Source organism: uncultured Brevundimonas sp. (assembly GCF_947305955.1).
Taxonomy (GTDB): Bacteria; Pseudomonadota; Alphaproteobacteria; order Caulobacterales; family Caulobacteraceae; genus Brevundimonas.
This window is the reverse complement of record NZ_CAMZFB010000001.1, coordinates 43994-56360: the sequence shown is the minus strand read 5'-3', so window position 1 is coordinate 56360 and position 12367 is coordinate 43994. Positions and strand designations below refer to the sequence as shown.

The 12367-nt window shown below is 64.1% G+C and carries 13 protein-coding genes; 6 read left to right on the top strand and 7 right to left on the bottom strand.

All coding sequences use genetic code 11. The annotated features are described in order from the left end of the window. Positions 1-147: 147 nt before the first annotated feature. Both Q0Y42_RS00275 and rph read right to left on the bottom strand, forming a co-directional pair. Entirely contained in the window at positions 148-528 is a 381-nt protein-coding gene (locus Q0Y42_RS00275; RefSeq protein WP_297798920.1) for a hypothetical protein, read from the bottom strand. Positions 529-583: 55 nt separating this feature from the next. Beyond that, positions 584-1303, bottom strand: coding sequence for a ribonuclease PH (rph, locus tag Q0Y42_RS00270; protein WP_297798917.1), 720 nt, complete (start codon positions 1301-1303; stop codon positions 584-586). Positions 1304-1419: 116 nt separating this feature from the next. On the opposite strand from rph, the gene hrcA reads away from it, so the two are divergent. Beyond that, a complete protein-coding gene (gene hrcA / locus Q0Y42_RS00265; protein WP_297798915.1) occupies positions 1420-2514 on the top strand; it encodes a heat-inducible transcriptional repressor HrcA in 1095 nt (364 codons plus the stop codon). Continuing rightward, positions 2501-3121 (top strand): nucleotide exchange factor GrpE, encoded by a 621-nt coding sequence (gene grpE / locus Q0Y42_RS00260; RefSeq protein WP_297798913.1) that lies wholly within the window; start codon positions 2501-2503, stop codon positions 3119-3121. The genes hrcA and grpE overlap by 14 nt, the downstream gene beginning before the upstream one ends. 61 nt (positions 3122-3182) lie before the next feature. Here the strand turns inward: grpE and Q0Y42_RS00255 are convergent, their stop codons facing one another. Continuing rightward, complete coding sequence (locus tag Q0Y42_RS00255) at positions 3183-4091, bottom strand: dienelactone hydrolase family protein (RefSeq protein WP_297798912.1); 909 nt, start codon at positions 4089-4091, stop codon at positions 3183-3185. Between the two features lie 57 nt (positions 4092-4148). Continuing rightward, positions 4149-4832: an alpha-ketoglutarate-dependent dioxygenase AlkB gene (locus Q0Y42_RS00250; protein ID WP_297798911.1), complete on the bottom strand. Its 684-nt coding sequence runs from the start codon at positions 4830-4832 to the stop codon at positions 4149-4151. A 253-nt stretch (positions 4833-5085) separates the two neighbouring features. Here Q0Y42_RS00250 and dnaK point away from each other — a divergent pair, with 253 nt between their 5' ends. The 4 genes from dnaK (at position 5086) to Q0Y42_RS00230 (ending at position 10210) form a co-directional block, all read left to right on the top strand. Beyond that, positions 5086-6984: a molecular chaperone DnaK gene (gene dnaK / locus Q0Y42_RS00245; RefSeq protein ID WP_297798910.1), complete on the top strand. Its 1899-nt coding sequence runs from the start codon at positions 5086-5088 to the stop codon at positions 6982-6984. A gap of 342 nt (positions 6985-7326) precedes the next feature. Continuing rightward, positions 7327-8541 carry a molecular chaperone DnaJ gene (dnaJ, locus tag Q0Y42_RS00240; RefSeq protein ID WP_297798908.1) on the top strand — a complete coding sequence of 405 codons (1215 nt, stop codon included), beginning with the start codon at positions 7327-7329 and terminating at the stop codon, positions 8539-8541. Then, positions 8538-9287 (top strand): 4-hydroxy-tetrahydrodipicolinate reductase, encoded by a 750-nt coding sequence (gene dapB, locus Q0Y42_RS00235; protein ID WP_297798906.1) that lies wholly within the window; start codon positions 8538-8540, stop codon positions 9285-9287. The genes dnaJ and dapB overlap by 4 nt, the downstream gene beginning before the upstream one ends. 11 nt (positions 9288-9298) lie before the next feature. Next, positions 9299-10210 (top strand): DMT family transporter, encoded by a 912-nt coding sequence (locus tag Q0Y42_RS00230; protein WP_297798904.1) that lies wholly within the window; start codon positions 9299-9301, stop codon positions 10208-10210. Here Q0Y42_RS00230 and Q0Y42_RS00225 read toward each other — a convergent pair. Genes Q0Y42_RS00225 through coaBC form a run of 3 tightly spaced genes read right to left on the bottom strand, consistent with a single transcriptional unit; the run spans position 10207 to position 12332 of the window. After that, positions 10207-10617, bottom strand: a complete 411-nt coding sequence (locus tag Q0Y42_RS00225) for a BLUF domain-containing protein (RefSeq protein WP_297798902.1) — start codon at positions 10615-10617, stop codon at positions 10207-10209. The two genes, Q0Y42_RS00230 and Q0Y42_RS00225, sit on opposite strands and share 4 nt — an antisense overlap. A 30-nt stretch (positions 10618-10647) precedes the next feature. Further along, positions 10648-11097 carry a dUTP diphosphatase gene (dut, locus tag Q0Y42_RS00220; RefSeq protein ID WP_297798900.1) on the bottom strand — a complete coding sequence of 150 codons (450 nt, stop codon included), beginning with the start codon at positions 11095-11097 and terminating at the stop codon, positions 10648-10650. Continuing rightward, positions 11094-12332 (bottom strand): bifunctional phosphopantothenoylcysteine decarboxylase/phosphopantothenate--cysteine ligase CoaBC, encoded by a 1239-nt coding sequence (coaBC, locus tag Q0Y42_RS00215; RefSeq protein WP_297798897.1) that lies wholly within the window; start codon positions 12330-12332, stop codon positions 11094-11096. The genes dut and coaBC overlap by 4 nt, the downstream gene beginning before the upstream one ends. Positions 12333-12367: the final 35 nt, after the last annotated feature.

Below are 12367 nucleotides of genomic sequence, written 5' to 3'. Positions count from 1 at the left end.
GTTATTAGTGCGCTACGTTCGTGACACGGTCACTCACGACTTGAGCGCGTTATTAGTGCGCTACGTTCGTGACACGGTCACTCACGACTTGAGCGCGTTATTAGTGCGCTACGTTCGTGGCGCGGTCCCTCACGACTTGAGCGCATTTCAGCTCGTGCACTCGGCGGGTTTTTCGTTGGGGCCGAAGAAGTCGCAGCCGCGTTTAATCTCGTCCTCGATCATCTGGCAGGGATTGGCGACGTTGCACGGCGGTCGTGTCGCGGGGCTTACGGCAATGCAGCGACGCACCAGCGCCTGTGCAGCGGCGTCTCCGATCTCTTCGCGACAGGTGACCGGTTTTTCGAGTGGCTGGCCCTGCGGTGACAAACTGCCGGACTGGATGGCGGCTGTCGTTTCGGCGGCGGCGGCGGCGGGCGTTGTCGGTGGGACTGTAGGGGTAGGGACGGGGTCAGACGGGCGGGCGTCGCAGGCACTGAGTATCAGCGCGAACAGGCTCGTCGACACAAGGGCGATGGCTTGACGGGGCATGGGGCTTCCTTCCTTGTTCAGAAAGATAAGCCCCAGCCATATCGCCAGTTCCGCCTTAGGCCGCGTCGACGGCGGCCTTCTGGATGGCGAACAGTTCGGTGCAGCCCTTTTCGGCCAGAGCGAACAGTTGGTCGAACTCGGCACGGCTGAAGCCGCGCTTTTCGCCGGTGGCCTGGATTTCGACGATGTTGCCGTCGCCGGTCAGGACATAGTTGCTGTCGGCCTCGGCGGTGGAATCCTCGTCGTAGTCGAGGTCCAGAACGGCCACGTCGTTAAAGATGCCGCACGAGACAGCGGCGACCTGATCAAGGATCGGGCTCTTGGTCAGGGCACCGGCCTCGACCATCTTCTTCAAGGCGATGGCCATGGCCACCCATGCGCCGGTGATGGAGGCGGTGCGGGTGCCGCCGTCGGCCTGGATGACGTCGCAGTCCACGACCACCTGACGCTCGCCCAGAGCTTCCAGATCGACCACGGCGCGCAGCGAGCGGCCGATCAGGCGCTGGATTTCCTGCGTGCGGCCCGATTGCTTGCCTGCGGCGGCTTCACGGCGGCCACGGGTGTGGGTGGCGCGCGGCAGCATGCCGTATTCAGCCGTCACCCAGCCCTTGCCGGTGTTACGCATCCAGCCCGGCACCTTTTCCTCGACCGAGGCGGTGACCAGCACCTTGGTGTGGCCAAAGCTGACCATGCACGAGCCTTCGGCATAGCGGGTGACGCCCGTCTCGATGGTGACGGCGCGCATTTGATCGGGGGTGCGCTCGGATGGACGCATGGCAATACCTCGGGAAAGTGGGGTCGCCGTGACTTGCACGGCGCAGTTGACTGCTTATCCTGAATAAGACGCCGCGCGTCCATGCGTGCGGCGAGAGTTTTCAAGGTCACCAGACGATGAGCCTGCTTCATCCCTCGCCGGGTCTCGCGACACTGGACAGCCGCGCACGCGATATTTTCCGCCGTGTGGTCGAGACCTATCTTGAAACCGGAGAGCCGGTCGGCTCGCACACCATCCAGAAGGGCGGGGTGCAGCTGTCCTCGGCCTCCATCCGCAACACCATGCAGCAACTGACGGCAGCGGGTCTGCTCCTGTCGCCGCACACCTCGGCGGGCAGGGCTCCGACCCATGCGGGCCTGCGCCTGTTCGTGGACGGCCTGCTGGAGGTCGGGGACCTCGGACAGGAGGAGCGCCGCGAGATCGACGCTCGTCTGGGCGGTATGGGCGCGGGCGGGCGCGGGGCCAACGTAGAAGAGGCGCTGGAGGCGGCCTCGGCCCTGTTGTCCGGCCTTGCGGGCGGGGCGGGCATTGTCGCCAGCCCCGTCAGCGATGCGGGCGTGCGCCATGTCGAGTTCGTCAAACTGGGCCCGGATCAGGCGCTGGCCGTGCTGGTGGCCGATGATGGCACGGTCGAGAACCGCATCATGAACCTGAGCGCGGGTGTCACCCCCGCCACGCTTCAGGAAGCGTCCAACTTCCTCAGCCAGCGGCTGCGGGGCCGTGCCCTGTCGGATGCCCGTCAGGAAATGCAGGCCGAACTGGAGGTCGCCAAGCGCGAGCTGGACGAGGCCGCCGCCCGTCTGGTCGAACAGGGACTGGCCGCATGGACAGGGCAGGGCGAGCGTGATCGCAGCCTGATCGTGCGCGGGCGCGGCAACCTGTTGCAGGATGCCAGCGCCGCCGAGGATCTGGACCGCGTGCGCGTGCTGTTCGACGACATGGAACAGAAGGAACAGCTGATCGGCCTTCTGGACGACGTCGGGGCCGCGCAGGGTGTGCGCATCTATATCGGCGCGGAAACAAGACTATTTTCATTATCGGGTTCCGCAGTCATCGCGGCACCCTATATGTCAGGCAGACAACGTGTCCTTGGCGCCATCGGCGTGATAGGACCCGCAAGACTGAACTATGCCCGTGTCATCCCGCTGGTGGATTATACCGCCCGGGTGCTGGGCCGTATTCTGGACGGACAGGAACGTGACGGACAATAACGAAGAGACCCGGGACCAACTCGAGCAGGACATCCACGACGGTATCGACGCCGAGGGCACCGAGGATGCGGGCATGGCCGCGCTCGACGCCCTGATCGAGGAACGTGACCAGTGGCGCGACCGCGCCCTGCGTGCCGCCGCCGAGGCCGAGAACACCAAGCGCCGTGCCGAGACCCAGCTGAACGATGCGCGCGCCTATGCGATCCAGCGCTTCTCCAAGGATCTGCTGGGTGTTGCCGACAGCCTCGAGCGCGCTCTGCAGGCCGCGCCCAAGGATGCCGAAGGTGCGACCGCCAGCCTCGTGACCGGTCTGGAACTGGTTCAGAAGTCGCTGCTGTCGGCCTTTGAAGCTAACGGCCTGAAGAAGGTCGCGCCCGAAGCGGGTGAGCCGTTCGACCCCAACTTCCATCAGGCCATGATGGAACAGCCGTCCGATACGGTTCAGGGCGGTCAGGTCATCCAGACCCTGCAGCCGGGTTATTCGCTGTTCGACCGTACGGTCCGCGCGGCCATGGTCGTCGTGGCGGCCAAGGGCTCGGGTCCGGCGGCGGGCGGTGCCTATGCCGATGCGCCGCGTACCGGCGACAATCTGGACGAAAAGGCCTGATTGGCCGAAGCTGTATAAAAGCAAAAACCCGCCGCCCTGATGGACGGCGGGTTTTTCTTTGTCAGGCTTTCACGAAGTTCGCGAAATGCTCGAACATCCGGCGCTCGCCCTCGGCGGCATGCTGCGGATGGAACATGGGGCGGTAATCGGCGTGGAAACCGTGCTGCGCCCCTTCGAACAGGGTGATGCGGCTGTCGGTGCGGTCGGCAGCGGACAGGGCCTCGTTCATGGCGGCCACACTGTCATTGGGGATGCCGCTGTCCTGATCGCCATAAAGGCCGATGACCGGCACGGGCAGGGCGGCGGCCAGTTCGATGGGCCACGGCTTACCCGCCTCGATTTGTTCGGGGGTGGCGTTGGCGGCAGGGGCCACGCGCCCGTACCACGCCACACCGGCGCGGAAGTTCAGATCAGGGTGGGCGCAGGCCTGCCACACCACCTTTCCGCCCCAGCAGAAGCCGGTGATGCCCGCACGGGCGTTGTCGGCAAAGGCTTGGTCCTTGGCCCAGTTCAGGGTCGCTTTCAGATCGCCCATGACCTGCGGATAGCTGGCCTGATTGACGATGGCGATGATCTCCTGAAAGTCGCTCAGCGGAGCCGGATCGGCCACGCGCACGAAGAAGGCGGGCGCGATGGCGACATAGCCCGCACGGGCCACGCGGCGGCAGACATCGCGGATGTATTCGTGCAGGCCGAAGATTTCCGACACCACCACGATGACGGGGAAGGGGCCGTCGCCTACCGGGCGGGCGATATAGGCGGGGAGGTCGAACCCGTCCGCCGACGGATAGGAGATATCGCCCGTTACCAGCCCTTCATCCGATGTGTGAACCGGAACCGCATCCTGTCCCAGTGCGGCGGGGGCATAGGCGGCAAAGGCCGCGCCTCCGGCGGCCAGCTTGCCAAGGGTGCGGCGGGTCGGGGCGCTCTGATCGGGCGAAAGGCCGTCGGGCGTGGTGATGCTGGGCATTCGGCGACTTCCTCGTCTATCGTTTCATGTGAAACATTAAGTGCTTGTGCCGCCAGATCATTTGACGGCGCGTCGTAAAGTCAGATTGATCCGCCCACCGGATGGAAGCAGGCGGGACGTTCCCGATAAAATCCTGTCGACGCCATGGCGCGCCAGTCGCGCCGGACCGGACAGCATACAGACATCGCCCGACGCTAGCTTGACCGAGCGCGTTGATCCACCGTCTGCGTGCCCAAACCGGAAAACGGCTGTGTCGCCCAGTGAGACGGACAGGACGGGGGCCGCGAAATCCTGCTCGTCCTTGTCCTGATGCAAACCCATACGGGCATCCGCATCATAAAAGTTGATAAGACAGGCATCCGGCGGCGGGCCGTGGTTCGTCGCCTGTGCCCAAAGCGCCAGCAATAGGGGCGGGATGTCCGGCCATGGCTGGCCCGTGACGGGATGGTGGGGCTGATATCGATAGCCGTTTCGATCCGATACCCACCCTAGGGGGCCACAGTTGGTCATCCGGACAGAAAAAGGCCGCCCGCCCGGCGTGACGGGCTGATAGAGCGGCGCAACTCTCACAATCTCGCGTAACTGATCAACAATCTGATTTTGTTGATCAATCGTTATCGCCTGTGGCCACAGGACAAAGCCATCCAGCCCTGTCGGAACAGGGGCGGGCAGGCGTAATATCTCGTCATGGTCGGGGGGCATTTCCGCCCCAGATTGGCGATCCTCAGGCCATCGGTCCATGGGTTTGGCCCCTGTGGCCACATAAATCGGATTCATTGCACCAGAAGCCCTTGCAGCCGCTAGGGACTTTCCCATATCCGACTGCGAACGGTTACGTTGCGGTCGTGGGTTCACGACGCAGACGGCCAATCGGAATTAACCTGCTGATCCGGCCTTGCCGGTGAGGCGTCTCAAGCCCAACTGGGGGCGGTCAAGCGCGGCGCTTTTAAAGGCCGCCGCATCGCCCGCCGCAAGGAGTGAAATAGACAAGGCCATGGCCAAGATTATCGGCATCGACCTCGGCACCACCAACTCGTGCGTCGCCGTCATGGACGGCACCAACCCCAAGGTCATCGAAAACGCCGAAGGCGCTCGCACCACCCCGTCGGTGGTCGCGATCCAGGACGGCGGTGAAGTTCTGGTGGGTCAGCCTGCCAAGCGTCAGGCTGTGACCAACCCGGCCAACACCTTCTTCGCGATCAAGCGCCTGATCGGCCGCAATTTCGACGATCCGGTGGTGGCCAAGGACAAGGGCATGGTGCCCTTTGAAATCACCAAGGGCCCGAACGGCGACGCCTGGGTCAAGGCCCACGGCAAGGACTACTCGCCGCAACAGGTTTCGGCCTACACCCTGACCAAGATGAAGGAGGCCGCCGAGGCTTATCTGGGTGAAACCGTCACCCAGGCCGTCATCACGGTTCCGGCCTACTTCAACGACGCCCAGCGTCAGGCCACCAAGGACGCCGGCAAGATCGCTGGCCTCGAAGTCCTGCGTATCATCAACGAGCCGACCGCTGCCGCTCTGGCCTATGGCCTCGACAAGAACGACGGTCAGAAGATCGCCGTTTACGACCTCGGCGGTGGTACCTTCGACGTCTCGATCCTCGAGATCGGCGACGGCGTGTTCGAAGTGAAGTCGACCAACGGCGACACCTTCCTCGGCGGTGAAGACTTCGACCTGCGTCTGGTCGACTACCTCGCCGACGAGTTCAAGAAGGAGCAGGGCGTCGACCTGCGTCAGGACAAGCTCGCTCTGCAGCGCCTGAAGGAAGAGGCCGAAAAGGCCAAGAAGGAACTGTCCTCGACCACGCAGTACGAGGTCAACCTGCCGTTCATCACCATGAACGCTTCGGGCCCGCTGCACCTGAACATCAAGCTGTCGCGCGCCAAGCTGGAAGCTCTGGTCGAAGACCTGATCGCCCGCACCATCGAGCCGTGCAAGAAGGCTCTGGCCGACGCCGGCCTGAAGGCTTCGGACATCGACGAAGTGGTTCTGGTCGGTGGTATGACCCGCATGCCCGCCGTTCAGGAAGCCGTGAAGAAATACTTCGGCAAGGAACCGCACAAGGGCGTGAACCCTGACGAAGTCGTGGCTCTGGGCGCTGCTGTTCAAGCTGGCGTTCTGCAAGGCGACGTCAAGGACGTGCTGCTGCTGGATGTGACCCCGCTGACCCTCGGCATCGAGACCCTGGGCGGTGTGTTCACCCCGCTGATCGAGCGCAACACCACCATCCCGACCAAGAAGGCCCAGGTCTTCTCGACCGCCGAGGACAACCAGTCGGCTGTGACCATCCGCGTGTTCCAGGGCGAGCGCCCGATGGCTGCGGACAACAAGCTGCTGGGTCAGTTCGACCTGATGGGCATTCCGCCGGCACCGCGCGGCATGCCGCAGATCGAGGTCGCCTTCGACATCGACGCCAACGGCATCGTGCACGTCACGGCCAAGGACAAGGCAACGAACAAGGAACACTCGATCCGCATTCAGGCCAACGGTGGCCTGTCGGATGACGACATCGAGAAGATGGTCAAGGAAGCCGAAGCCAATGCTGCGGCGGACAAGGCCCGCAAGGAACTGGTCGAAGCCGTGAACTCGGCTGACGCCCTGATCCACTCGACCGAAAAGGCTCTGTCGGAGCACGGCGACAAGGTTGGCGAAGCTGAAAAGACCGCCATCCAGACCGCCATCGACGAGCTGAAGTCGGCCAAGGACGGCACCGATCCGGAAGCCATCCGTGAAAAGACCAACGCACTGGCCCAAGCCTCGATGAAGCTGGGTGAAGCCATGTACGCCGCCCAACAGGGCGACGCCGGTGCAGCCGAACAACCGGCTGACGACGGCGTGGTCGATGCCGAGTTCGAGGAAGTCTCGGACGACGCCGACAAGAAGTCCTGATCGCTCGGGGCTTGAGTAAACTGAAGGCCCCGCTTGCCGGCTGGTAGGCGGGGTCTTTCATAGGTTGTCCTATCGCCCGTTCGGGCTACTTGAGGACGGCTTGGTTAAGTTGTCCTATCGCCCTTTGGGCTAGTTGAGGACGGGTTTGTTAAGTTGTCCTACCGCCCTTTGGGCTACTTGAGGACGGCTTGGTGAGGTCGTCCCATTGCCCGCGGAGTGGGTTGAGGACAGCTTAGGAACTTGCATCATACGATCCGGCCACCAATGTCTGCTGGATCATCCGCTTTCGACGGCCGACAACAGGTTCGCGAGGCGGCGGGAAGGTAAGAGGACGAACGCCTGATGGCGCAACGTGACTATTACGAAATCCTCGGGGTCGAGCGCACGATCGATGCCCCTGGCCTCAAGAGTGCCTATCGCAAGCTGGCGATGCAGCACCACCCTGACCGCAATGGCGGCTCTGAGGAGTCTGTCGCCAAGTTCAAAGAGATTTCGGAAGCCTATTCGGTCCTGTCCGACGAGCAGAAGCGTGCCGCTTACGACCGCTTTGGCCACGCTGGCGTGAACGGCGGTGCCGGTGGCGGCGGCAATCCGTTCGGTCAGGGCGGCGCGGGCTTCCACGATATCAACGACATCTTCAGTCAGGTCTTCGGCGACGCCTTTGGCGATGCCTTCGGCATGGGCGGTGGCCGTGGCGGCCGCGCCAACCATGGCCCGCGTCGCGGTTCGGACCTGCGCTATGACATGGCGATCACCCTCGAGCAGGCCTATCAGGGTGCCGAGGTCGAAATCTCCATCCCCACCATGATGACCTGCGAGCCGTGCGAAGGCTCGGGGGCCAAGGCGGGCAGCAAGCCCGACATCTGCTCGACCTGCGGCGGCGCTGGCCGCGTGCGTCAGGCCAACGGCTTTTTCCAAGTCGAGCGTACGTGCCCGCGTTGCGGTGGCTCGGGCGAGACCATTTCCGACCCGTGCCCCGAGTGCCGTGGTCAGGGTCAGGTCCGCAAGACCCGTCGCCTGTCTCTCAAGATTCCGGCAGGTGTCGATGACGGCTCGCGCATCCGCCTGACGGGTGAGGGCGAGGCCGGACAGCGCGGTGGTCCGCGCGGTGACCTTTACGTCTTCCTGTCGGTGAAGCCGCACGAACTGTTTGAGCGCGACAATCTCGACCTGCTGGTAACGGTGCCGGTCCCGATGACGGTCGCGGCTCTCGGCGGCGTTGTGGATGCGCCCTGCCTTGTCTCGACGGCCTGTGATGGCGCGTGCAGGCAGGCGGTCGATGTGCCCGCCGGCTCGCAAACGGGCCGTACCGTCCGCATCAAGGGCAAGGGCATGCCGCACCTGAACGGCCGTTCGCGCGGCGATCTGGTGGTCGAGCTGTTCGTGGAAACCCCGACCGATCTGACCGCTCGCCAGAAGGAACTTCTGCAAGAGCTGGCCGCATCGCTCGGCGAAAAACAAACCCCCCGTAACACCAGCTTCGCGGGCAAGGCCAAACGTTTCTGGGCCGATATTATGGGTGGTGAAACCGACGGCTCGAAAGAAGACGCTGCGTGAGTGATATTTTCCACGCCGGAATCTCCGGCTATCGCGGACGCATGGGCCGCGCTGTCTCCAACGTTCTGGACGCTCGTTCGGATGTTGTGGTCGCGGCCCGTTTCGATCGTGGCGACACGGTCGATCTGAAGCTCTGTGACGTCATCATCGACTTCTCGACGCCCGAGGCCTCGGTGGCATTGGCCAAGGCCTGCGCCGAGGCTGGCGGCCCCGCGCTGGTTATCGGCTCTACGGGGCTGAACGAGGAGCAGGAAGCCGCCATCGAGGCTGCATCCGAAAAGATCGCCATCGTCAAAAGCGGCAACTTCTCGCTGGGCGTGAACATGCTGATCGGTCTGGTCCGCAACGCGGCCCAGCGTCTGGACGGCACCGACTGGGATATCGAGATCACCGAGGCCCACCATCGACGCAAGGTCGACAGCCCCTCGGGCACGGCCCTGATGCTGGGCGAGGCGGCTGCCGATGGTCGCCGTGCCGACCTGTCGGACCTTCGCACCGCGCCTTACGACGGCGTGCAGGGCCCGCGCGAAAGCGGCAAGATCGGCTTCTCCACCATCCGTGGCGGCGGCATCATTGGCGAGCACACCGTCATGTTCGCGTCCGAGGACGAGGTGCTCAGCCTGTCGCACTCGGCCATCGACCGCAGCCTATTTGCCAAGGGCGCTGTGGCCGCCGCGGCATGGGTGCGTAACCGCCAGCCGGGCCTTTACGACATGCAGGACGTTCTCGGCTTCCGTCAGGCCTGAGGCCACGCGTCATGATCAGATCCGGTTCCAGCTACGGCGTCACCCTACGGGCCGTCTCGGCCCTGTGTTTCTCGCTGAGCTTTGGCCTGATGAAATGGGCCGCGACACTGGAGCCGGTCGCGGCCAGTGAAATGGTCTTCTACCGCGCCCTGTTCGGGCTTCCGGTGGTGATGCTGTGGGTCGCCAGCCAGAAACAGGGGCTGGAGGCTATCAAGACCAAGCGGCCTTTCGTCCACCTGTGGCGCTGCGCGTTGGGGGTGTCGGGCATCTTCCTGATCTTCGAGGGCATCAAACACCTTCCCTTGGCCGATGCCACGACCATTGGCTTTACCGCGCCTATCTTTGCGACCCTGCTGTCCATTGTCCTGTTGAAGGAAAGCGTCGGCATCCATCGCTGGATTGCCATCCTGATCGGCTTTTTAGGCGTGATCGTGGTGGTGCGTCCGGGGGCAGAGGGGGCACCACCGCTGGTGGGTCTGCTGTTCTCGCTGGCGGGGGCGTTCGTGGCCGCTTCTGTCACCGTCACCCTTCGCCAGTTGGGCAAGACGGAAAGCGCCACATCCATCGTCTTCTGGTTCTTCATCGCCTGCGCCCTCGTGGGCGGCACGGTCTCGCTGTTCAACGGCCATGTGCACAGCCTTGCGGTCATCGGCGTGCTGTCGGCAGGCGGGCTGGCGGGCGGCTTTGCCCAGATGCTGATGACCACCTCCCTGCGCCATGCGCCTGTGTCGACGCTGGCCCCGCTGGACTATCTACAGATGGTGGGCGCGGTGCTTCTGGGGTGGGCTTTGATGTCGGATGTGCCCACACCCGCCACGCTTTGCGGTGCGGCCCTGATTGCCGCCAGCGGTGTCTATACGGCGTGGCGCGAGCGCGTCCGCCAGCGCGAGATCACGCCGCCCAGCGCCAACGCCAGCGTTTAGGCGCTGGGCTCAAGCATCATTTGCAACAATAGCTGCCGCCACGGTTGGATGGTCTGCGGCGGCGCGCTCAGCAACTCGCCGAGACTCTTCCGCAAAGGATGGTCTTGCTCCGGGGCAATCATGGCCCAGGAGAGCGCCTCCTTGGTCTGGATACGGCCGCGGGCCACAATGCGGATGTCTTGATGCCGTTCATCGAAATGCAGATGGATCATCAGCCGATCGATGGCGGCCGGTGGACCCTCCAGCAACTGGACGAACTGGCCGCTGTGATAGGTGAGTATGCCGGTAATACCGGCTTCGCGGTTCAGGTAGGACGCGACCTTGACGATATCGGCCAGCGCGGCGGGCAGGGCGTCGTCGTCCAGCGTGCTGCGACTGACGTACACCAGACAATCCAGTTCGTTCATCTCGCCTCCCCCTCGCACCGTTTGCGGTGCTTATTTCCCCGTGGAGCCAAAGCCTCCTTCACCGCGCTGGGTCTCGTCAAGAGTATCGGTGATCTCAATAATGCATTGCTCGTGGCGGGCGATGACCATCTGGGCGATGCGCTCGCCACGGCGGATTTCGAAGGCTTCCTGACCATGGTTGATCAGGATGACGCCCAGCTCGCCGCGATAGTCGCTGTCGATGGTGCCGGGCGAATTCAGGGTGGTGATGCCGTGCTTCAGCGCCAGACCCGAACGCGGACGCACCTGCGCCTCAAAGCCCGGCTCCAGCGCGATCTTCAGCCCCGTCGGGACCAGCGCCCGAGCCCCCGGTTGCAGGGTCAGCACCTCGTCCGCGCCGATGGCCGCGCGAAGGTCCATGCCTGCGGACCCCGGCGTCTCATAGGCCGGAAGTGCCAAGCCTTCGGCGTGGGGCAGGGGCAGGATACGCAGGGTGCTCATTGAGGATTAGCCTTGAAGTGTTCGACGATGCGTTGGGCCAGACGGTTGGCGATGTCGGTCTTGGACTGACGCGCCCAGCTTTCGCTGCCGTCACGGGTAAACAGGGTGGCGGCATTGCCGTCCGAGCCAAAGACGTTCTCGCTGACGTCATTGCCGACGATCCAGTCACAGCCCTTGCGCGACAGTTTGGCCTTGGCATTGGCTTCGAGGTCGGACGTCTCTGCGGCAAAGCCAACGACCAGCTTGGGTCGCGACGGACCGGATTTGGATACCGCAGCCAGAATGTCGGGATTTTCGATCAGTTGCAGGGCAGGGGGGCCGCCACCCGGCACCTTCTTGATCTTGCCGGTGGCGATGCCGTCCACGCGCCAGTCGGCCACGGCTGCGCTCATCACGGCGATGTCCACGGGCGCAGCTTTCAGCTCGGCCTCGACGGCGGCCAGCATCTCGGTGGCAGCCTCGACCGGAATGCGGCGCACGCCCGCAGGGGGATTGAGGAATACGGGGCCGGAAACCAGCGTCACCTCGGCCCCCAGTTCCGCGAGAGCCGCCGCGACGGCATAGCCCTGCTTGCCGCTGGACCTGTTGGTCAGGCCGCGCACGGGGTCGATCGCTTCGAACGTCGGGCCGGCGGTGATGACGGCCTTGCGCCCCGCCAGCGGCTTGTCGCCCGACAGTTGCGCGGCAATGGCATCCAGAATGACAGCGGGCTCGGCCATGCGGCCAAATCCGAACTCGCCACAGGCCATTTCGCCCTGATCGGGACCGACAAAGACACCGCGATGGAAGCCGTCAAAGGCTTTCAGCTTGGCGACATTGGCCTGAACCGCCGGATGCTCCCACATCCGTACATTCATGGCGGGTGCCCAAAGGGTCTTCTTGTCCGTGGCGAGCAGGGTGGTGGAGGCCAGATCGTCAGCCATGCCATTGGCCGCCTTGGCGATCAGCCCGGCGGTGGCCGGAGCCACAACCACCAGATCGGCCCAGCGCGACAGTTCGATATGGCCCATGGCCGTCTCGTCTTCGGGCATGAACAGGTCCTGCCGGACGGGATGCCCGCTCAGTGCCGCCAGCGACATGGGGGTAACGAACTCGGCCCCCGCCTTGGTCAGGACGGTCGTGACATCGCCGCCCGCCTTGCGGATCAGGCGAACCAGTTCCAGCGCCTTATAGGCAGCAATACCCCCGCCAATGATTAGCAGGACGCGGCGACCGGTGAGGGACGTATGGCTCATGCCCTGTGTGTAGACTTGGATGATGACGGCGTCGA